General features: G+C 62.7%; 19 protein-coding genes. 7 read left to right on the forward strand and 12 right to left on the reverse strand.

What is annotated here, in order from left to right; translation table 11 throughout:
- Positions 1-21: 21 nt before the first annotated feature.
- Complete coding sequence (locus KCX59_RS19145) at positions 22-1299, reverse strand: CynX/NimT family MFS transporter (protein ID WP_179017705.1); 1278 nt, start codon at positions 1297-1299, stop codon at positions 22-24.
- Positions 1300-1938: 639 nt separating this feature from the next.
- Between KCX59_RS19145 and trmB the strand changes: the two genes are divergently transcribed.
- From trmB to KCX59_RS19160, 3 genes are read left to right on the forward strand one after another with little or no spacing between them, the layout of a single operon-like run.
- Positions 1939-2844: a tRNA (guanosine(46)-N7)-methyltransferase TrmB gene (gene trmB / locus KCX59_RS19150; RefSeq protein WP_179017706.1), complete on the forward strand. Its 906-nt coding sequence runs from the start codon at positions 1939-1941 to the stop codon at positions 2842-2844.
- A 21-nt stretch (positions 2845-2865) separates the two neighbouring features.
- Positions 2866-3258: a hypothetical protein gene (locus KCX59_RS19155; RefSeq protein WP_179017707.1), complete on the forward strand. Its 393-nt coding sequence runs from the start codon at positions 2866-2868 to the stop codon at positions 3256-3258.
- Positions 3258-3752 carry a type II toxin-antitoxin system RatA family toxin gene (locus KCX59_RS19160; RefSeq protein WP_179017708.1) on the forward strand — a complete coding sequence of 165 codons (495 nt, stop codon included), beginning with the start codon at positions 3258-3260 and terminating at the stop codon, positions 3750-3752. The genes KCX59_RS19155 and KCX59_RS19160 overlap by 1 nt, the downstream gene beginning before the upstream one ends.
- Positions 3753-3755: 3 nt before the next feature.
- Here the strand turns inward: KCX59_RS19160 and KCX59_RS19165 are convergent, their stop codons facing one another.
- Positions 3756-4430: an anti-sigma factor family protein gene (locus KCX59_RS19165; RefSeq protein ID WP_179017709.1), complete on the reverse strand. Its 675-nt coding sequence runs from the start codon at positions 4428-4430 to the stop codon at positions 3756-3758.
- Entirely contained in the window at positions 4427-4924 is a 498-nt protein-coding gene (locus KCX59_RS19170; RefSeq protein WP_179017710.1) for a sigma-70 family RNA polymerase sigma factor, read from the reverse strand. Before KCX59_RS19170 ends, KCX59_RS19165 begins: the two co-directional genes overlap by 4 nt.
- A 145-nt stretch (positions 4925-5069) precedes the next feature.
- Between KCX59_RS19170 and KCX59_RS19175 the strand changes: the two genes are divergently transcribed.
- Complete coding sequence (locus tag KCX59_RS19175) at positions 5070-5609, forward strand: hypothetical protein (RefSeq protein WP_178995941.1); 540 nt, start codon at positions 5070-5072, stop codon at positions 5607-5609.
- 92 nt (positions 5610-5701) lie between these two features.
- Here the strand turns inward: KCX59_RS19175 and KCX59_RS19180 are convergent, their stop codons facing one another.
- Positions 5702-6652 (reverse strand): type IV toxin-antitoxin system AbiEi family antitoxin domain-containing protein, encoded by a 951-nt coding sequence (locus tag KCX59_RS19180; RefSeq protein ID WP_178995939.1) that lies wholly within the window; start codon positions 6650-6652, stop codon positions 5702-5704.
- A gap of 165 nt (positions 6653-6817) precedes the next feature.
- On the opposite strand from KCX59_RS19180, the gene KCX59_RS19185 reads away from it, so the two are divergent.
- On the forward strand, positions 6818-7411 hold the full coding sequence (locus KCX59_RS19185) for a DUF5655 domain-containing protein (RefSeq protein WP_256871452.1): 594 nt from the start codon (positions 6818-6820) through the stop codon (positions 7409-7411).
- Between the two features lie 97 nt (positions 7412-7508).
- On the opposite strand, the gene KCX59_RS19190 is transcribed toward KCX59_RS19185, so the two are convergent.
- The 4 genes from KCX59_RS19190 to KCX59_RS19205 all read right to left on the reverse strand — a co-directional run bounded on the left by KCX59_RS19190 (position 7509) and on the right by KCX59_RS19205 (position 11211).
- Positions 7509-8486 carry an ABC transporter ATP-binding protein gene (locus KCX59_RS19190; RefSeq protein ID WP_179017711.1) on the reverse strand — a complete coding sequence of 326 codons (978 nt, stop codon included), beginning with the start codon at positions 8484-8486 and terminating at the stop codon, positions 7509-7511.
- Position 8487: 1 nt separating this feature from the next.
- Positions 8488-9279, reverse strand: coding sequence for an ABC transporter permease (locus KCX59_RS19195; protein WP_179017712.1), 792 nt, complete (start codon positions 9277-9279; stop codon positions 8488-8490).
- A 55-nt stretch (positions 9280-9334) separates the two neighbouring features.
- Entirely contained in the window at positions 9335-10129 is a 795-nt protein-coding gene (locus KCX59_RS19200; RefSeq protein ID WP_179017713.1) for an ABC transporter permease, read from the reverse strand.
- A gap of 233 nt (positions 10130-10362) precedes the next feature.
- Positions 10363-11211 (reverse strand): DMP19 family protein, encoded by an 849-nt coding sequence (locus tag KCX59_RS19205; RefSeq protein WP_178995932.1) that lies wholly within the window; start codon positions 11209-11211, stop codon positions 10363-10365.
- A 165-nt stretch (positions 11212-11376) separates the two neighbouring features.
- Between KCX59_RS19205 and KCX59_RS19210 the strand changes: the two genes are divergently transcribed.
- Positions 11377-14832: a DEAD/DEAH box helicase gene (locus KCX59_RS19210; protein ID WP_179017714.1), complete on the forward strand. Its 3456-nt coding sequence runs from the start codon at positions 11377-11379 to the stop codon at positions 14830-14832.
- 25 nt (positions 14833-14857) lie between these two features.
- Here KCX59_RS19210 and KCX59_RS19215 read toward each other — a convergent pair whose 3' ends face one another.
- Complete coding sequence (locus KCX59_RS19215; protein WP_178995928.1) at positions 14858-15598, reverse strand: alpha/beta fold hydrolase; 741 nt, start codon at positions 15596-15598, stop codon at positions 14858-14860.
- Positions 15599-15707: 109 nt separating this feature from the next.
- Here KCX59_RS19215 and KCX59_RS19220 point away from each other — a divergent pair, with 109 nt between their 5' ends.
- Complete coding sequence (locus KCX59_RS19220) at positions 15708-16370, forward strand: WYL domain-containing protein (protein WP_218649294.1); 663 nt, start codon at positions 15708-15710, stop codon at positions 16368-16370.
- A 26-nt stretch (positions 16371-16396) separates the two neighbouring features.
- Here the strand turns inward: KCX59_RS19220 and KCX59_RS19225 are convergent, their stop codons facing one another.
- From KCX59_RS19225 to KCX59_RS19235, 3 genes are all read right to left on the reverse strand, one after another.
- Positions 16397-17569, reverse strand: a complete 1173-nt coding sequence (locus KCX59_RS19225) for an MFS transporter (protein WP_178995923.1) — start codon at positions 17567-17569, stop codon at positions 16397-16399.
- A complete protein-coding gene (locus tag KCX59_RS19230; RefSeq protein ID WP_179017716.1) occupies positions 17566-18228 on the reverse strand; it encodes a GntR family transcriptional regulator in 663 nt (220 codons plus the stop codon). The genes KCX59_RS19225 and KCX59_RS19230 overlap by 4 nt, the downstream gene beginning before the upstream one ends.
- 443 nt (positions 18229-18671) lie before the next feature.
- Complete coding sequence (locus tag KCX59_RS19235) at positions 18672-19013, reverse strand: hypothetical protein (protein ID WP_014922851.1); 342 nt, start codon at positions 19011-19013, stop codon at positions 18672-18674.
- Positions 19014-19049 lie beyond the last annotated feature (36 nt).

Below are 19049 nucleotides of genomic sequence, written 5' to 3' on the forward strand. Positions count from 1 at the left end.
TGTGCTGTCACCTAGTTGGGTTTAAACGAAGCGGTCCCGGCCGGCCCTGTATCCGAAGAATGCTGCCAGGGAACCGACCACCAGGAACAGGATTCCAGCCGCTGCGAAGCCGCCCGTAGCCTGATGGAGCTGGCCTACCATCAGTGTGCCGAGCGAACCCACTCCATAGCCGACGCCCTGCATCATGCCGGACAGGTGTGCCGCGGTGTGGGCGTCGCGGGTACGGACCATGATCATCGTGAGGGCCACGGCAGTCAGCGAACCCTGGCCCAGCCCGTTGAGCCCGGTCCAGACCCAGATCAGCTCGGTGGGGCCAAAGATGGTGAGGGCAAAACCGCCGCCGGTCATCAGCGCCACCACCATGTTGATGATTCGTTGGTCCTTGAAGCGCGTGGCCAGGGCAGGGGCAAACAGCGAGCCGAGCATCTGAAGCACGATAGACACGGACACGATCAGCCCCGCCGTTCCGCCGTCGATCCCCCGGTCGCGCAAGATCGGGGCCATCCAAGCGAACACACTGAACGACATCATTGCCTGCAGCACCATGAACAACGTCACCTGCCAGGCCACGGCTGAACGCCATACGTTGACGCCGCCGTGGACCGCTTGGTGTTTTACCGAGGGCTGACGGATTGCCAGGGGCAGGAAGAGCAAAAGTACGACGGCGGCGGGCACCGCCCAGAACCACAGCGCCGATGTCCAGTGGCCGGTTGCCGTAAAGACCGGATACGTGAAGCCCGCACCGAGGGCGGCCGAAGCGCAGATTGCCGTGGTGTAGAGGCCACCCATCAAGCCAAGTCGGTGCGGAAAATCCCTTTTGACGACGCCCGGAAGGAGCACGTTGCAGAGGGCAATAGCAGCACCGCAGGCTGCCGTTCCGGCGAGAAGCGTGGTGAGGTGTCCTGCTCCGGGGATCTCCAGGGGCCTGAGCACCAGCCCTGCGGTGAGGACTGCCATTGCCCCGAGAAGAACCCGTTCCGCGCCGAATCTGCGGGCCAGGATGGGGGCCAGCGGTGCGAAGACGCCCAGCAAGGTAACCGGCACGGTGGTGAGGACAACCAGCGACCAGCCCGGCAGGCCGGCGTCGGACATTATTTCCGGCAGGACCGCGGAAAAACTGGAGAAGACCGTCCGCAGGTTCAGGCCGATCAGCACCAGGCAAATGCCTAAGTAGACGAGACCCCGCTTGCCGCGGAGGTGAGTGGGATCCGCGGCCGGTTCTTCGTCGATCTCGGCATCCACCGCTATTCCGGGGAGGACTGATTTCTCTTGGTAGCCGGGCGTCTTGGAGGAGGTCACACGTCCTATTCTGTCAGTCAGTCCTGATCCGGGCTTGTTGGGCAGGATGTGACCAGTCGACTCCAGTGCAGTTATCCACATAGGGCTGATCACCCCTGCCTGTGTTGCTTGGCGATCCATAGCGTTGAGGGCATGGATAGAGAGCCTGAATCTTCGCCGAACACCACTAAGAGTGATAAGCCCACCCTGGGTTACGTGCTCGTCCCCCCGGCGCAGCCACCGGGGTTGAATACAGGAATTGCAAGCGTCGTGTTTTCTTTGGCTGCGCCGTTGTGCTGGTACGTGACCATTCCCTTCTCTCTGCTTGCGGTGCTTCTTACGAGGTCAGGCCCATCATCCGGCAGGTTAGCTTGGGTCGTGCCTACCGTTGTGTGGAGCCTCCCGTGCACATGCGGATTTGTGGCACTAGTGCTGGGCATATCGTCGATGGTTTTGGCCAGGGGCCGCTCACCCGGCGGACACCACACGAGGGCATGGTTTATGGGCATGTCCGGCTTGGCTGTTGTCGCACTGGAGGTCTCGATCGGCCTTTGGGTATTGATAACGAGTCCTTACCTGATCCTCTTCTAAGAGCGCCCGCTACCCGTACTCGATCGGGTCCGCCGAACGTCTCGTCGGAACCAAAGTATTCTGGAAAGGATGAGTGAAACCCCAGATTCCCCGCGACCAGTCACGCCCGGCAGCCAGGCTTCCTTCGGTACCTACGGTGGTCGGCCAGTCAGCTTTGTGCGCCGTGGCACCCGACTGCAGGGCCGCAGGCAAGCCGCATGGGAAGAGCACGCAGAACGCTGGGCCATTCAGGTGCCGCGCCATGTTGCCAACACCTCGGTCCACCCGGACTACACCTTCGACGCCGAGGCAGTCTTTGGGCGCAAGGCACCCCTGATTGTGGAGATCGGTTCGGGCCTGGGTGATGCTGTGGTCCATGCCGCGGAGCAGAACCCGGACAAGGACTTCCTTGCGGTAGAGGTCTACACACCAGGTTTGGCCAACACCATCATCAAGATCAACAGCCGTGGGCTAACCAACGTGCGGGTGGTGGAAGCCAACGCCCCAGAGGTTCTCGAGTCGATGCTCCCGGAGGGGTCGGTCAGCGAGCTTTGGGTGTTCTTCCCGGACCCCTGGCACAAGGCACGGCACCACAAGCGACGCCTTATTCAACCTGCCTTCGCTTCAGTAGCTGCCAAGGCTCTCGCAAAGGGCGGTTACTGGCGCATCGCCACGGACTGGTCCAACTATGCCGTGCACGTCCGCGAAGTGCTGGCCGGGTCCACAGAGTTCGAGAACATGCACGAAGGCGAGCGCAGCGGCGAGGAGAGCCCGCTGACGCAGGTATGGCAGTCCGGCGTCGAATCTGTTGTGGGCGGTGCGCCCGTGAGGGAAGGCCGCGCGCCCGTGAGCACCGAGCACACCGGTCCGAACGAGGGCGTTGATGAAGAAGGCGGCTGGGCTCCCCGGTTCGAGGGCCGCATCCGGACGAGCTTTGAGAACAAAGCCCACGAGGCCGGGCGCATGATCTTTGACCTCACGTACCGCAAGCTTTAGCCAACGGACTATGGGGGAACCATGAGCTATCAGCCGCCGATCGACTACTACCAGCAACCACAACGGTCCGGAGCGCGGGGCCTGGGCGCCGGCATCACGAGCATCGTCGCTGCTGTCCTCTCCCCCGTCGCGGCCGTAGTGAGCATTCCCTTGGGTATTGCCGCTATCGCCTCGTCGATAAGCCGCTACAACCAGGGCAACGACGCTTGGTGGTTCGGTGCACTGATCCTGGCGGGAGTCGCGGTCCTTCTGGCTATTGTGGCTGTAGTCAGTGGGTTGCTCGCGGTATTCCGGGCGGGTCGCATGAACGCGGGCCGCATCACGGGAATTGTCGGATTGGCGATCATGGCGGTCAATGTCTTTGGTGTTGCCTTCATGGTGTTCCTGGTACTCGGCGCTGGGCAGGGATCCTAATGCCACAGGTGCGTGCCGAGCGGCTGATTCGGCTGGATCCCGAGACCGCTTTTGCCCTCTCCCAGACCACGGGTGATTTCAGGCTCAAATGGGATCCGTTCATCTCCGCCCAAGCCTTTCTGGATGGGGCCAAATCGGCTGGCAAGGGCGTCAGGACCCGGACTGTCTCCCGCATGGGCCTGAAAATGGTCAGTGAGTACGTCTCGTACACGCCTCCACGAAACGTGGGTATGACAATGGTGTCCGGGCCTTGGTTCTTTGAGAATTTCGGCGGCGGCTGGCGGTTCACCCCGGACGACGGCGGCACCCGGGCAGTCTGGAAGTACACCTTTTCCTGCCGCCCGGCCCGGGTGAAGCCGTTGGCCGAGAGGATCGGAACCTGGCTCCTGGGCCGGGAGATTGAGCGTCGCATTGAGGCGTTCGCCCGGGCTTGCGAAGACCAGGCCCTGATTGCGGAACTGCGTGCCCAGGGGTCAGGGGTCACGGACCGCTAAGGTTCACGGCACCGAAATCGAGGCCACGGTCTTCTCTGCTTCATCACGAAGCTCAACACCGGCGATGCCGGCCAACTGCACCGGAGTGGCACCCGTGATCTTGATCCGGCCGCTCTGAGTGGCCGTCCATCCGCACGTGCGTTCTTCAGCACCATCCCGGCCTTTCACCCACAGGTAGAGCGTGCCTTCCAGCGGCATGGACCGGCCCTCCACAGCGAGTTCGGTACCCCAGTTCTTCTTCACCATGCCCACGGTCAGCTGCAATCCACTTTCCGACTGAACCGAATAGCTTGCGTCCGGTTTCGCGGGCTGGTTCAGCAGGGGCCCGGCGAAGAAGCCAACAGCAAGGCAAGCAGCAGCAACCGCGCCCACCAAAGCCGCCCACCGCCGTCGTGATTTCCGCCTGCGGATCGACAGGTCCACCAAGACCTTCTCGGGGAGCGCCTCAGGTTTCGGTTCCAATGGTGAGAGCGCGTTCGCGCCTCCAGCGACGGTGAGGGCGACGGCGTCAGCTGCGGGAACGGCGTCGAGCAAGGCGGGCAGGCTTTCCAGTTGCTCCAACTCGTGGCGGCACTCAGCACATTTTGCGAGATGATCCTCAAACGTGCGTGCCTCCTCGGGCTCGAGCCCACCCAGCAAATAGGCGCCCAGCGACTGGTGTGCGGAGTTGCCGTTCATCGTTCCACCCCCATTTCATCAAGGATCGTTCGGAGGGCTTTCACAGCGTAGAAAGCCCTGGATTTCACGGTTCCCGCCGGGATGTTCAGCTGCAGTGCTGCCTCGCTAACGGTGAACCTTTGATAGTGGAGGGCCACCAAAACCTGGCGGTGTTCGTGGCTCAGGCGTAGCAGCGCTTCCTCCATGAGGACCCTGTTCAGGAGTTCATCAACGCGCTCCGTTGCAGGATGTTCCGGGAGGTCCTGCTCGCCGGCCTCGGCAGGGCGGCGCTGGGCCTTCCTGTAGCTGTCGATGATGACGTTGCGGGCCGTCCGGAAAAGGTAGCTGCGCAAACTTCCCGTGATCTGCGGGGCGTGCTGCCATACCTTGAGGATGGTTTCCTGAACGACGTCGTCCGCTTGATGGGCGTCGGACGTGCAGCTGAGAACGAAGCGCTTCAGAGCAGTGCCGTGGTCGCGGTAGATCGCAGCCACCACGTCTTCATCCAACGGCATAGCCACCTCCCTCTTTCAGCTGCCCCTTCGCCTATACGACGACGAGCGAACGGAAAAGGTTCAGCCCCATGAACCATTCTTCCCCCGGCGGCGTCGTAGGGGTTAGCGCCGGTCCTTTCCGGCCGGCTCGTCAAAGGAGCTAGACATGAAGAAACGACTCAGTTTTGGATTCGGTGTGTTGATCCTGACCGCTGCCTTGGCCGGGTGTGGCGGAAGTCCTGGAACCACCGCTACCTCCGCACCACCGCCCGCGGCTACTCCCTCTTCGGCAGCAACCTCCGCGTCCCCGACAGTGGACTCCACCACCGCAGCTGGCGCCGAGATGAAAGTGTCATCATCCAGCGCCGGGCAAATCGTGGTGGACAGCAAGGGCATGAGCCTTTACTTCTTCACCAAAGACGTCAAGGACTCGGGAACCAGCGCTTGCGTGGACGCTTGCCTGGAAGCTTGGCCTGTTTTCACCACGACGTCGGATACGCCCACGGTTGAAGGCGTCACCGGGACTATGGGAACCATTGCGACGCCTGACGGCAAGAAGCAAGTAACACTCAACGGCATGCCCCTGTACTACTACGCCAAGGACAAAGCTCCCGGCGACGTGACGGGTCAGGGCGTGGGCGGCGTCTGGTACCTGGTCAGTCCGGCCGGGGAGATGATCAAAGGCGCTGCGGGTTCGGGCTACTGACGCGTGGCACCGAGATCGCGGGAAGCCTGCCATGTCGCCGAAAGGTTCCTCCCGAACAGGCAGGGTTCCCACGAACTCGCAGTCCGGACTGATCACCTGAGCGCCCGAAGTATGCGTTCCTTGAAGGCGCGCTCCTGAAAAAGGTCCTTCCACTCGATTCGGATAAACCGCCAGCCCTCCTCTGCCAGTGCCTTTTCCCGCCGTCGTTCTTGAAAGATGACCTCGTCCGTCGGTTTGAAGTCGAAGTATTTGGTTCGACCGTCGAACTCCAGAGCCAGTTTTTCCTCTTCCCAAGCGAAATCCATGCGATGGCGACCCAAACGGGACTGCACCTCGAATTGGGGCTGTGGGGGCCTGATTCTGAGCCTTTGCATCAACTCACGGGTCAGCGTCTCGCCGGCAGACTCGGAGCGCGGGTCTGCGTTGTCCAAAGCCTTGCGCAGCGTGCGGATTCCCCGCTTTCCGGAGGAGACGGCTGCCAAGTCGGCAAGTGCGCTGATATCGGCTCCGACTCGTAAACCATGGTCCATAATCACAAGTGCTTTGGGATAGCTAAGCATCCTGGCACTGTCAAAGATGGTGCGTTCGAGTGTAGTCGCCCGCAAACCCTGAACCTGCACCACATCGTCCTCGGTGAAAGTTTCTGTGTGTCCCCGGACATCCCTGCCCCAACGGTCGGAGGAAGGCCTGGTTTGGTGCAGGACATGAACCTTGTCATCAACACCCCACACGAAGAGACCATGGAGTCGTGCCGCCGACAAATGGCTGTAAACGAAACCACCTGTTGACGTGGTCAGTGTCCCATGCGCATGTGCCACGATCCGCTCCCTGGCCTGCCTCCTCGGCCCCAAGGAGTTCCACTTGCTGGCCCTGATATAGCAGCCATATCTCAAGCGATGCAGTTCACCGGCCTCCACAAGCGCCTTGATATTTCGACTGTTGAGACCGAATCGGAGTAATTCATCGGTCCTCCAGATATACCCACGCACAGGAAGCGGGCGGACTATCGGGGCGGTACTTTCACGCGATGACGGCGGCTCCATCGGCTCAGCATGGCAACCAAACATACAGTCGCTAAAGAGGTGCGCGGCGCTATGTGGAAATCCGAGCGCCGAGGCCGCGGGAACGTTGCGAACACGCCGAAAGTTTGCCCACGAAGGCGCACGTTTCCAGCGAAGTCAGAAACAGCGCCGGGCTACGATCGGGATATGGGCGAGACTTCTGACTTCAATGCTGCGGCCAAGACGTGGCAGACCATGGTGGACAGCAACCAGGCGTTGCTTCTGCGCAAGTCCGGACACGACGTCCATTGGTGGGCCGAAGAGGGCCGCGCCAAGGGCTTGAAGAACGACGCCGGGCTCCGCGACTGGATGCGCGACGAACACGGAATCACGGGCTACGCGCAATACGCAGTCTCGTGGGAAATGTTCGGCTACCCCGAGTTCATGCTCCGGGACGCCGATGAACTCATCGACGGCCAATACGCCAACCACCCCCAGTTGCGCCCCATAGCCGACGCTCTGATGGCTTGGTCCGCTGAGACCGACGGCGTAGTGATCCAGATGCGCAAGGGCTATGTTTCGCTTCACAGCCCTCGGCGGAAGTTTGCCCAAGTCACCCGGACCAACAACACCACCGTTGATATCGCCCTGCGTTTGGACGCTCCAGCCGAGGGCAGGCTCGAGGCCGTGAAGGTACGGGAGGGAAACTTCTTCGACCGCCGGGTGCGGCTGAAGTCAATTGACGACGTCGATGACGAGCTACTCGGCTACCTCGCCAAGGCGCTGGACCAGAACAGCTAGGCTGCAAGCCCAGCGCGCCGGGTTCGTGGGAAACCTGCCGTATCGCCGAAAGGTTCCGGGCGAGCACACAAGGTTCCAGCGAACTCGTGCAATTCAACTACCGCCTCGCACTCCCGTAGAGCTGCCGCACCAGGTGCTCGATGTCGGGCTCGTGCAAGGACAGGTCGGCAACCTCGGCTGTGCTGGAAATCGCGGCAAGCACGGTGGCCGCTGAGAGCCTGCGCGGATCGAAGGAAACGCTGTGCCTGATTCCATCGACCTCAATGCCCTCGTGCACTGCGCCGTCAGGCAGCTTAAAGAGAGCAGCGGAGTGCACGGGGGCGGTGAGGTCAACCACCATGGTGCGCACGGCTCCGGCCACCTCAGCCAAACCGGTGAGCGGACCGTCGTAGGCGATTGCGCCGTCGTCGACTACCAGGACGCGCTGGCATAAACGCTGGATGTCGCTCATGTCGTGTGTGGTCAGCAGCAGCGTGGTGCCGTTCTCGCGGCGCTCAGCGTCCAGGAACTGACGCAGTTTCTCTTTGCTGATCATGTCCAGGCCAATGGTCGGCTCGTCCAGGATCACCAGCTCCGGCCGGTGCAGCAGGGCAGCCGCGACCTCGCCCCGCATCCGCTGGCCCAAGGAAAGTTGCCGAACAGGCGTGGTGAGGAACTCCGCCAGGTCCATCTGGTCGGCCAGCTCACGGAACCTGGGCCGCCAGTCGGCCTCGGGCATGCGATGCATGGCGCCGAGGATCGGGTAAGAGTCCTGCAGGGGGAGGTCCCACCAAAGCTGCGAGCGCTGTCCGAACACGACGCCGATCTTCCGGGCCAACGCTTTACGCTGAGGCACCGGGTTGAACCCGCAGACGGTCACGCGTCCCGAGCTTGGCACCAGGACACCCGTCAGCATCTTGATGGTGGTGGACTTGCCTGCCCCGTTGGCTCCGATGTAGCCGACGGCCTCCCCCGGTTCCACTGTGAAGTCGATCCCACGGACCGCGTGAACTGTCTTCTTGCGTCGCCGGAACCGCCCGACGGATTCCATGACTTGGAATTCCCGGCTCAGGTTTTCCACTTCGATGATGGGCATGTCAGCCTCCTGCGCCGGTGTATTTTTTGATGGCCGCCCGCCAGAGGAGCAGCATGAGTCCGCTAAGGACGACGGCGGCCGGCAGTCCCAGCCAACCCGTCCAGGCCGGGATACCGGCTGGGCCGTCGAGGTCGAGGATGACCAGGCTGGGAGCGTAGGCCACCAACGTTGCCGGGATGACGAACGTGAAGAAGATTTGGATTGGGAAGAACAGCGCCGCTCCGGGCATGGAGGCCACATACCGCCCTCCGTAGGTGAAAGCATTGGCGAATTGCCTGCCGTCGAGGATCCAGAATTGCATGGCTCCAGCGCCAAGGAAGAGTGCGCAGAAGATCGCCGCCCCCGCAAGGGGTGTGATGAGGGCCAACGTGACCTTGGCAGGGTCCCAGTCGATTTCCGTGAGCAGGAGAGCTGCAATAAGCGCAGCCACTGCGAAGATCAGCCGCCCGACGCGTCTCAGTTGGAAATCGGAGGTCGCCAATTGGAGCAGGACAGGCAAAGGCCGGACCAGCAGTACCTCCAACTTGCCGGACCTGATGGTCTCGGACATGGAATCGGTCTCCCCCATCAACAGGTCACCGAGTGCGAACGACAACGAGGCGAGCCCGAATACCAGGAGTGTCTGGGCCAAGGTCATGCCGCCGAACGTGGAGACGTTGTGGACGATCGCGTAGAGCTCCACGAACTCAGTCAATCCCAGCAGGACTTGCCCGGCGACGTCGGAGAGGAAACTGCCCCGGTAGGCGAGCTGCGAGCGCAGCCGGGCGGAGACAAGGAGTCTGAGTAGGACCAAGTTAGCGACCGGGGCGTGAGGGTCCCGGGTTTCTCGCCGAGAGGTCGCGCGCAGACTAGCCACCTTGCACCACCAGCCTCCGCGAACCGAAGCGGACCATCACCTGCACGACCCCCAGCAGCACGGTCAGCCAGAGGAGTTGGAGACCCACCATGGCAAGGCTTTCGGCGCCAACGGTCCTTCCCGCGAGAATGTCCACCGGGGTCTGCAGCATTGACGGGAACGGTGTTGCCCGGGCGAAGTCGAGCAGCCAGTCAGGAAACCAGGTCACGGGCACCAGGAACCCGGACAGCAGGTTCATCAGGACCATGTACAGCATCCAGAAACCGCGGATTTCGAGCACCCAGAAGGACAACAGATTGATGGCGAAGAAGCCCAGAAAGTTCAGGGACACGGCAGCCACGATCGACATGAATCCCAGCAGGTAGGGCCCGGGAGTTCCGGGCATCGCCAGCCCTGTCACCAGGGCTCCGACGATGAGCGGCGGTAACCCGCGCGGCAGCACGTCGAAGGCGGCGCGGCCCAGGTCTTGAGCCCAGTAGGACGCGGTCAGGTTGACGGACCTGGAAAGGTCGACGGCGACGTCCCCCGACTTCACGCGGCTTGCCAGCTCAGTGTTGCCGAACAGGCCCAAAGGTGCCAGGAGCGCCTGACCCAACCACACATAGGTGGCGGCCTCCATCGCCGAGTATCCGCCGATGGCCCCACCCGCCGTCGTAATGGCGCTCAGCAGCAGCGACGCCCGGATGAGTCCGAAGACCGAGTTGGTGAAAGCGCCGGCGACGGCGGCAGTACGGTACGTGGAATGGCGACGGAACGATGACTTGGCCAGCTCCCAATACGCACGCACCGGTCGAGTCTATTACGACACACAAACCCACCTGACTAAAGCCGTGAATTCGCGGCCCGGTGTCCGCAACCGCCGGCCGGACGGCAGGCATCCGGAAGCGTGCGTCAAAGCGGCCGGACGGCAGGCATCCGGAAGCGTGGCAAACGGCCGGACGGCAGGCATCCGGAAGCGTGCGTCAAAGCGACGAAGGAGCAGCACGCGGAGGATGTCTGCCGTCCGGCCGAACCAAAGGCCTACGCGTCGGCGAATTCCTCGGACTCCTCGAACTCTACGGCCGCGATAATCTCCTTGGTCTCCGGGTGAATCATGAAGGCCTCGTCGTCATCTTCCACCATGATGTAGTCGCCGTGGTCGGTGGAGAAGTGCCAGGCGAGGGTCTTCACGCCGTCGTGCTCGTAGTTGGGATCGCCCATGGTGATCTTTTCCAAGGCGTAGCCGGCCACGTCGCACAGTTCGCGGATGATGACCTCGAACTCGGGGGCGTTGGCGAGGGCTTCTTCGTCGGCTTCGGCCTGGCGCTCGGCGAGGTCCGGGATCTGGGCGACGCGTTCGGCAATGTGCGCTTCGATTTCTTCATCCGAAAGAGCCAGCAGTTCGGACTGGCCGCGGAGGTAGGCAGCGTTGAGCTCGATGATGTCCTCTTCTTCCAGCAGTGCCTCGAACTCGCCGTCGAGCTCGTCCAAGGTAACTACAGCCGCAGGCTGCGTTTCGGACTCGTCCAGGTCGCCGTCGAGGTAGGCCTCGGCTTCATCTTCGGTTAGGGCGTCGAAGGCCGCGGCGGTGCGGTTGAAGAGGTCAAGGTGCCGGGTGGCTCCCATGCCCTCGAGCCCGGCGCGGATGTAGGCGTCCACTTCTTCACGCTCCGGTGCGGTGAAGACGTACTGGGCGAAACCGCCGGACAGTGCCTGGGTCAGGTAGAAGTCCACAAAGTAGCTGTTGAGCGCAGGGGTCGCGATTTCGTCACTGTTGAGGAGCTCCGCGTACATCTCGTTCACCACGTTGACGTTGGAATCCACTACATCCGCACTGCCGGCTTCGAAGCTGGTCTTGCTCAGGACGACGGGGTACTCGTTGATAGTCATGGGGAATCCTCACTGCTGAAAGCTGATGGTGCTCCGGACACTTTCAACGTACGCGTGGGAGCGGCGTGGCAATCGAGGAAGAGGTTAACGGAGGGCGAAGTTTGGGAGCTGTTTTCTGCTGACTAAGATTGAACAGATAACCTCCTGCCGAAAGTAGCCCTACGCATGCCGTCCCACACAGACGAAAACTGGGAACTGGCCATTCAGACTCCTGCCATCACGGACCGCTCGCTCGCGGCCGGATTGGCCTATGCCATGGGCAGCCGCGTGAACGGGATTTCTTTCGACGCGGCTACGGGCCTCCTGATGGGCAAGGTCCGCGGCACCGGTCCGCAGCCTTATTCGACGTCGGCAAAACTGGTGCGTAAGCCCAGCGGCTGGAGCTGCACGGTGGGTATCTGCAGCTGCCCGGTCCGCAAGGACTGCAAGCACGTGGCCGCGTTGCTCTTCACTGCCGAAGACCACCCCACCATCCGCGCCCAACTTCTTTCCCAGGCTCCCGGAATTCAAACGTCGAGGGTGGGCTCCGGCCAACAGGGCGGCTCGGCACGTCCTGCGTGGGAACAAGCCCTCAACAGGTTGATCGCGAAACCTGGCACAGCTCCGAGCGCTGCCGGCATCCAGCTTGCGCTTCAGTTCGAGGTGGAAGAGCCCGCGGCCCACTTCTCCTACACAGGCCGCCGCGACCCCATGCGCAGCGTCCGCCAACTCAAGGCCCGCCCGGTCATGATGGGCGCCAAGGGCAAGTGGATCCGCGGCGACGTCTCGTGGAACAACCTGAGCTACGTGAGTTTCCGGCGTGAATTCAATGAGGTCCATGTCGAGTGGCTTCAGACTTTCCTCGCGGCACACGGCTCCAGCAACGGCCGGCAGCAACCGTCCGGTGCCATGTGGTTGAGCCTGAACGATTTCGCTGCCAAGAACCTCTGGACCCTCCTCGCCGATGCCACCAAGGCGGGCATTCCGCTCATCCACTCCGCTGGTAGCGAGCCTGTCCGCGTTGAGTCGCAACCCGCCGTCGTCGGCCTCAGTCTGGCGCGACTTGAAGCCGCTCCGGACACCGCGAAGCAGGAAGCGCCCGACGGCGGCCTGCAGCTCGCGCCGTCGGTGACCTTGGGCGGGGAACCCGTGGACCCGGGGTCCGTGGGGTTCCTGGGCAAACCGGCCAACGGAATCTTCTTCACGCACTCAGGGGAAACGCTGCCGGGCGTGCCGCAGCAGAAGAATCTCATCACGCTTGCCCCGATTGAGGGCGGTATCAGCGATGAGTTGCTGGAGTTCGTCATGGATGGCGACACACTTCAGATCCCGGCCGAGGATGAGAGCCGGTTCCTGACCTCGTTCTATCCGAAGTTGCGGCAGTCCACGCCGGTGCAGGCCGCGGATGAATCGGTGGAGCTGCCCACACTGGCCGTCCCCACACTGTCCCTGCTGGCCAATTACGGCAACGACCACAAGGTCCGGCTGCATTGGGAGTGGCACTACAAGTCCGGGACCTTGGTCACCGCACAGCCGTTGTGGCGGCACCCGGATGACCGGGGCTACCGCGACGACCTTGAAGAAGCACGGATCCTGGAGTCACTTGGGCGGCCGTGGGATGTGGTCCCTGCGCTGGCCGAATCGGCAACGGGCGGCTGGGGTGCGCCCCGCATCGCTGCCTCCGCTGAGCTCGGCGGCTTGGACACACTGGCGTTCACCGAAGAGGTGTTGCCCGCGCTCAAGGACCTGCCGGACGTCGTGGTTGAAACCTCCGGCGACATCGCCGACTATCGTGAAGCCGCCGAAGCGCCGGTGGTGTCCATTTCCACGAAGGAAACGGCGAGCGGCGACTGGTTCGACCTCGGCATCGTGATCACTCTCGAAGGCGAACCGGTCTCCTTCGCGGCTGTGTTCTCCGCGCTTGCTGCCGGAATGAGCCGCATGCTGCTGCCCAGCGGCGCCTACTTCTCGCTTGATCTTCCCGAGCTGCACCAGCTCCGCGCCCTGATCGACGAAGCCCGCTCCCTGCAGGACAACCCGGACAACAAGGACGGCACCCTGCAGATCAGCCGCTTCCAGGCCGGGCTCTGGGACGAGCTGGCGCAACTGGGAATCGTGGATGAACAGGCCGCCGCGTGGCGTGAAGCCGTGGGCGGACTGCTCGACGACGGCGTGACCGGGCTCCCACTGCCGGCAGGCCTTAACGCCGAGCTGCGTCCGTATCAGCTCGAGGGTTTCAACTGGCTAAGCTTCCTGTACAAGCACAGCCTCGGTGGCGTGCTGGCTGACGACATGGGCCTGGGTAAGACCGTGCAGGCGATCGCGCTGATTTGTGCGGCGAAGGACCTGGCGGCTTCGACTGCTGCCGCCGCCCAGGGTGATGCCTCGGCGGTGGCGCCGAGGGCTCCATTCCTGGTTGTTGCGCCCACGAGTGTTGTGAGCAACTGGGCTGCTGAAGCGCAGCGCTTTGCTCCGGGGCTCGTGGTGCGGACCGTCGGTGAGACCTTCGCCAAGAGCGGGCTGGCACCATCCGAAGCGTTGGCGGGCGCCGACGTCGTTATTACTTCGTATGCCCTGTTCCGGATTGATTACGATGCCTACGCCTCCTTCCAATGGGCAGGGCTGATGCTTGATGAGGCGCAGTTCGTCAAGAACCACCAGTCCAAGGCGTACCAATGTGCACGCAAACTGCCGGCCCGTTTCAAGCTGGCCATCACGGGCACGCCACTTGAGAACAACCTCATGGAGTTCTGGGCGCTGACATCGATCGTGGCGCCGGGACTGTTCCCGAGCCCCAAACGGTTCGCCGAGAACTACCAAAAGCCGGTCGAAAAGAACGGTGACTCCGCGCAGCTGGGCAAGCTCCGGCGTCGTGTGCGTCCGCTCATGATGCGCCGCACCAAAGAGCAGGTCATCAAGGATCTGCCGCCCAAGCAGGAGCAAATCCTGGAAGTTGTGCTGAACCCGCGGCACCAGAAGGTCTACCAGACGCACCTGCAACGTGAGCGGCAAAAGATCCTTGGGCTGATCGATGACGTCAACAAGAACCGCTTCACGATCTTCCAGTCGTTGACGTTGCTGCGTCAGCTCAGCTTGGATGCGTCGTTGGTGGATTCGTCGCTGTCCGGGGTGCGGTCATCCAAGCTGGACGTGCTTTTTGAACAGCTGGAGGACCTCATCTCCGAGGGCCACCGGGCACTGATTTTCAGCCAGTTCACAGGGTTCCTGGGCAAGGTTCGGGAGCGTTTGGACGCCGAGGGCGTGGAGTATTGCTACCTCGATGGCAGCACCCGCAACCGCGGCGATGTGGTCAGCGAGTTCAAGAACGGTGCCGCTCCGGTGTTCCTGATTTCGTTGAAGGCAGGTGGCTTCGGACTCAACCTGACCGAAGCCGATTACGTGTTCCTGCTGGACCCCTGGTGGAACCCGGCATCAGAAGCTCAGGCCGTGGACCGAACGCACCGCATCGGGCAGGCCAGGAACGTGATGGTCTACCGCCTGGTGGCGAAGGACACCATCGAAGAGAAGGTCATGGCGTTGAAGGCCAAGAAGTCACAGCTCTTCGCGGATGTGATGGAGGGAGACGCGCTGGCCGGTGGCTCGTTGACGGCGGACGACCTGGCGGCGCTGTTCGCGGAGTGACCTCCCCGAACAGCGCAGCACTGGCTTAGTCGGCTCGTGAGGAAGCTGTCTGGATGACCTTGGCCAGGTCCCGGGGGCGGCTCCACATGGGCCAATGTCCCGTGGGGAGGTCAATGACGTCGAGATGCTCGATGTTCGCGACTTCAGCAAACATGGCATGGCCTGTATGGGCCAACTCCAGCACCTGCGCGCCAGGGATGGAGCAGCACACCAGGGTGGTCCGGACCTTGCGGCGGGCATCGTTCATGAGCTCGACGGGCTGACGAAGCACGGGGCCAGGCTCAGGGACGGCCCGGGCACGAAAACGCTCGAGGACTTCTGTGCTCAGGCCTTCGAGACTTGCCTGCTGTGCGAGGACTTCGAGGGACGGCAGCGGGAGCTCCTCCAACCCTTCCGGGAGATCAGGGGCGAAGACGCTCCCTGTGGCCAAGGGGCCGGAGTCGACCCACACCACCAGATGTACAAGCTCAGGGTGTCGGTCAAGGACAAGGCTGACAGGGGCGTTTGCCCCACTGTGAGCGACGATTGTCGCGGGCTGATCTTCGGAAGTACCGAGTCCGGCAAAGATGTCCAGAATGGCTGCAGCTTGATCGTCGAGGGTCTTCGTCGCCCGTTGAGGATCGTCCCCGTCGAGACCAGGGAGCGTCACCGCAACTGCACGGGAGTGGTCGGTTTCCAGATGTTCAAGGACTTCATCCCACGCCCAGGCGCCCAGCCAGTGGCCGGCGATGAGGATGATGTCCGGACTGCTTGTAGTTGTTGTCATGTCCCTACCCTCGCAGGCGTCAAGGACAAGTGTGTGTCACTATTTATGTCATGAATTTGGTTCGGCCTGAAGGGTGAGGCGAACAGAACGCCTCCATGCTCTGTCCGAGATGCTTCGCCGTAGCGGAACGCGGGGGGTCTCCGCCGAGCGGCTGGCGAGAGAGTTCGAAGTGTCCGTGCGCACAGTCAAGAGGGACCTGGACGCGTTGGAGAGCAGCGGTGCCCCCGTATGGTCGCGCCCAGGGCCGGGCGGTGGCTACGGGTTGGCCGCTGGCGCTTCCCTGCCGCCCGTAAGCCTGTCCCCAACGCAGGCCGTAGCGCTCATGGCAGCCGTGTCTGCTGCACCCGACGCCCCCTATGCCGATCTGGCAGCAGCCGGGATCCGGAAGATCGTAGATGTCCTCGATCCCAAGACCCGAGCAAGAGCCGACGAGCTTGCTGGCCGTGTCTGGGTTAATGCGGGTCCCCCATCCTCGCGCATCATCAGGTCGGCTCTGGAGCAGGCGATGTCCGAGCAGCGGGTAATCCGCATCCGCTACACATCGAAGGACGGGAGCACGACCATCCGCGACGTCGAACCCGTGCTGTTCGCCTCAACGAACGGCCAGTGGTACTTGGTTGGCTGGTGTCGACTCCGCGACGCCATGAGATGGTTCATCGTGTCGCGCATCGATCGGGCCAGCGTAACCAAAACGGCTTGCGGCGGCCATACTATCCACGAGGTCGGAGAACCCCCTGCGAACGCCAGACCCGTGCACGGTCGGGGCGTGTAAGCCGCGAGCTTCTCAGCTCAGTACAGCTAGTCGTCCAGCCGCACACCACGCAGCAACAACATGGTTCCACCCACGGCTACTGCGGATGCCAGGAACACTCCCGCCGCACCGAGTCCTACCGCCACGACGCCTATCGCGCTGGGCAGGACCACTTGGCCCACCCTGTTACCCGCCAACCGCAAGGCGAGCGCACGGCCGCGTTGGCCTTCGGGCGCTTGGGCTGAGAGCCAGGACATGGTCAATGGTTGGCCGATTCCGAGCCCCAAACCGAGGAATGCCATGACGATGAAGAGCAACCACGCGGGCATGGGAATCGCGGCCACCCCCAGCGATACCGTGGAAATGGCCAAGCTGAGGACCAGCAGTTTCATCCTGCCAAGTTTGCGGGACATGCTGCCCAGCCCAAGCCGGGAGACCATGGAAAACACGGCGCGAACCGTCAGCATCAGACCCACGGTGGCCGCGGTCAGGCCACGTTCGGCGCCGAGTGCCGGCAGGTACACGACGGTCAGGTCCACCACTGCCAGGACAGTAGCACTGGTGGCCAACGCCCGGACGACGCCGGGAGTCCTAAGAAGGGCGACCGCACTGCCCTTTGGTCCTCCCTTGGCAGTGCGCCTCCCTCGGCTGACCTTCGAGGAAATCACGAACGTGGTCAGGAAGAGCACCAGGCTCATCGCCGTCGCGAGCAGGAAGATCGCGTTGGTGTTCGGGCGAACAGACGCACCGCCAACCACGGATATGGCCAACGGTCCAAGAGCCTGGCCCAGAGAGGCTGCGAAGGTCAGATAACCGAAAGCGGAGTCCAGACGCGTTGACGCCGCATTGTTCGCAACCACAGCCTGCTGCCCCACCACGCATGCCAACTGCCCTGCGCCCAGAAGCGCTGTGCCCGCCACCAGCGCGGGGACTGACGTCCCCCAGAACAACAGAAAGGCGGAACAACCCAGCACGACGGCGGCCCCGATCGCCATGAGGCGACGCTCACCAAGGCGGTCCACCAGTCCGCCGATGGGCAGGGCGAGCAGTAGGGGAAACACAGCGTAGCTCGCGGCAAGAAGGCCGAGGGCGAACCCAGGAACATCCAGCTCCAGGGCGCGGTACGTGGTGGCCGGCCGGACCAGGAAGGTGACAGCTTGGATGAGGGCCGAGTGGACCAGGAGTGCGGTGGACGAACGCCGTCCGAGTTCGCCGATCATTCGACCACGAGGCCAGTGCTCGAGATGACGCGCAAGGTCTCATCACGTGCGCCAATGACATGATCGAAGGCGACCTTGGCTGCCTCATCCGCATCCTTGGAAACAATGGCTTCGACCAAGAGCCGGTGATTGGCAAGCGCTTCGTCACGGCGTTCGGGAGCGTTGTTGGTGAAGTGTCGGTAGCGTTCAACCTGGCTGGCGATCTGCTCATGGAAGCGCTGGGCCCAGGAGTTCCGCGCAATCCTGGCGATCGCAGCGTGCAGGGCAACCCCGTATTTCATGGCTTCGTCGGCAAACTCCACCATCGCGGCGTTGCGGGCCAGGATGCCGCGCAGTTCCTCAAGGTCCGCCGCGGTGGCGTTGGCGCAGGCCTCACGTGCCATCAGGGATTCCAACGCTGCGCGAACATCGTACAGCTCAGAAATCATCTTCTCGTCCAACGCCGGGACTGTCACTCCGCCCGTGGGTTGCTGCTCGAGCAGGCTCTCAGAAATTAGGCGGCGGATGGCTTCCCTCAGCGGGGTACGGCTGACCTGCAGGGCAGCGGCCATGGCGGGTTCGTAGATGCGCGCACCCGGTTTGAGTTCAAGGTTGAGGATCTGCCGCTTCAGCTCGCCGTAGACAAGGTGCGCCCCCGTATTTCGTGGTTGTTCTGCCATGCCGAGCCGCCTTCAGGGAAAGTGTACTTGTATACATCTATACACCGCTCTAAAGGTCAAGGCAAAAGAGTTCAGCTGCGACCACTTAGGCAGCCAGTTGATGCCGTGGAACTCCACGGAAGCGCGACGCGCGAGGTGAGCTTCGCCGTCGGGCCTGACCTTGGCCCCGACGAAAAGTAACCCTCTCGCACATCCCGAGCCCTTCCCGCCCACCCTCTCTCCCTTCTTCAGAAGAGTGATAGACGGTTGGCACCAAAGGGTCGGGAGGTGATAGACGGGTGGCACCAAAGCGACGGGAAGTGAGAGAGGGTTCCGTTTTTAGGGCGGGAAAGTGATAGAGGGTTGGGCACGCAGAAGGGGACCGGTTATCCAACCGGTCCCCTCCTGCGTGTTCAGCACGTCTGCGTGTTCAGCACGTCTGTGTGTTCAGCGCGCGGGCGTCATTAGCCGCGGCAGAGCTCGCCGAACTTGGCGCCGGCTTCCTGGAAGGCCGACGTGAGCTCGCCCATCTTTGCTTCGTTCGGCTCTTCCTTTGCCTGCTCATCCAGATACTCAAGGATGGCTGTGACTACAGGCTTCATCTCGGTGGACGCCACCGGTTCGATGGGCCTGATGGCGTTGGCTGCGCGGTTCGAAGCCGTCTGGCTCGGGTTCTGCGGAATACTGGCTGCGGCGACGCCAACGCGGTCACAGGTTTCCGCGGTGGTCAGCTGCTGCTGAGCGGAACAGGCGGATGCCGAGGCAATAAGCCCGGCAGCGATCAGGACAGTGGTGAGTTTCTTCATGATTCCCTCAGTGGTCGACGTCCCTTTGATTGTAAT

Source organism: Paenarthrobacter nitroguajacolicus (assembly GCF_051027655.1).
GTDB lineage: Bacteria > Actinomycetota > Actinomycetes > Actinomycetales > Micrococcaceae > Arthrobacter > Arthrobacter nitroguajacolicus.

Excerpts from the sequence above, each read along its gene's own strand:
- KCX59_RS19215 (WP_178995928.1), bottom strand. The coding sequence starts at position 15,598 with ATGACAACAACTACAAGCAGTCCGGACATCATCCTCATCGCCGGCCAC.
- KCX59_RS19225 (WP_178995923.1), bottom strand. The coding sequence starts at position 17,569 with ATGATCGGCGAACTCGGACGGCGTTCGTCCACCGCACTCCTGGTCCAC.
- KCX59_RS19230 (WP_179017716.1), bottom strand. The coding sequence starts at position 18,228 with ATGGCAGAACAACCACGAAATACGGGGGCGCACCTTGTCTACGGCGAG.
- KCX59_RS19190 (WP_179017711.1), bottom strand. The coding sequence starts at position 8,486 with ATGCCCATCATCGAAGTGGAAAACCTGAGCCGGGAATTCCAAGTCATG.
- KCX59_RS19165 (WP_179017709.1), bottom strand. The coding sequence starts at position 4,430 with ATGAACGGCAACTCCGCACACCAGTCGCTGGGCGCCTATTTGCTGGGT.
- trmB (WP_179017706.1), top strand. The coding sequence starts at position 1,939 with ATGAGTGAAACCCCAGATTCCCCGCGACCAGTCACGCCCGGCAGCCAG.
- KCX59_RS19210 (WP_179017714.1), top strand. The coding sequence starts at position 11,377 with ATGCCGTCCCACACAGACGAAAACTGGGAACTGGCCATTCAGACTCCT.
- KCX59_RS19155 (WP_179017707.1), top strand. The coding sequence starts at position 2,866 with ATGAGCTATCAGCCGCCGATCGACTACTACCAGCAACCACAACGGTCC.
- KCX59_RS19185 (WP_256871452.1), top strand. The coding sequence starts at position 6,818 with ATGGGCGAGACTTCTGACTTCAATGCTGCGGCCAAGACGTGGCAGACC.
- KCX59_RS19220 (WP_218649294.1), top strand. The coding sequence starts at position 15,708 with ATGCTTCGCCGTAGCGGAACGCGGGGGGTCTCCGCCGAGCGGCTGGCG.
- KCX59_RS19235 (WP_014922851.1), bottom strand. The coding sequence starts at position 19,013 with ATGAAGAAACTCACCACTGTCCTGATCGCTGCCGGGCTTATTGCCTCG.
- KCX59_RS19170 (WP_179017710.1), bottom strand. The coding sequence starts at position 4,924 with ATGCCGTTGGATGAAGACGTGGTGGCTGCGATCTACCGCGACCACGGC.
- KCX59_RS19160 (WP_179017708.1), top strand. The coding sequence starts at position 3,258 with ATGCCACAGGTGCGTGCCGAGCGGCTGATTCGGCTGGATCCCGAGACC.
- KCX59_RS19175 (WP_178995941.1), top strand. The coding sequence starts at position 5,070 with ATGAAGAAACGACTCAGTTTTGGATTCGGTGTGTTGATCCTGACCGCT.
- KCX59_RS19205 (WP_178995932.1), bottom strand. The coding sequence starts at position 11,211 with ATGACTATCAACGAGTACCCCGTCGTCCTGAGCAAGACCAGCTTCGAA.
- KCX59_RS19180 (WP_178995939.1), bottom strand. The coding sequence starts at position 6,652 with ATGGAGCCGCCGTCATCGCGTGAAAGTACCGCCCCGATAGTCCGCCCG.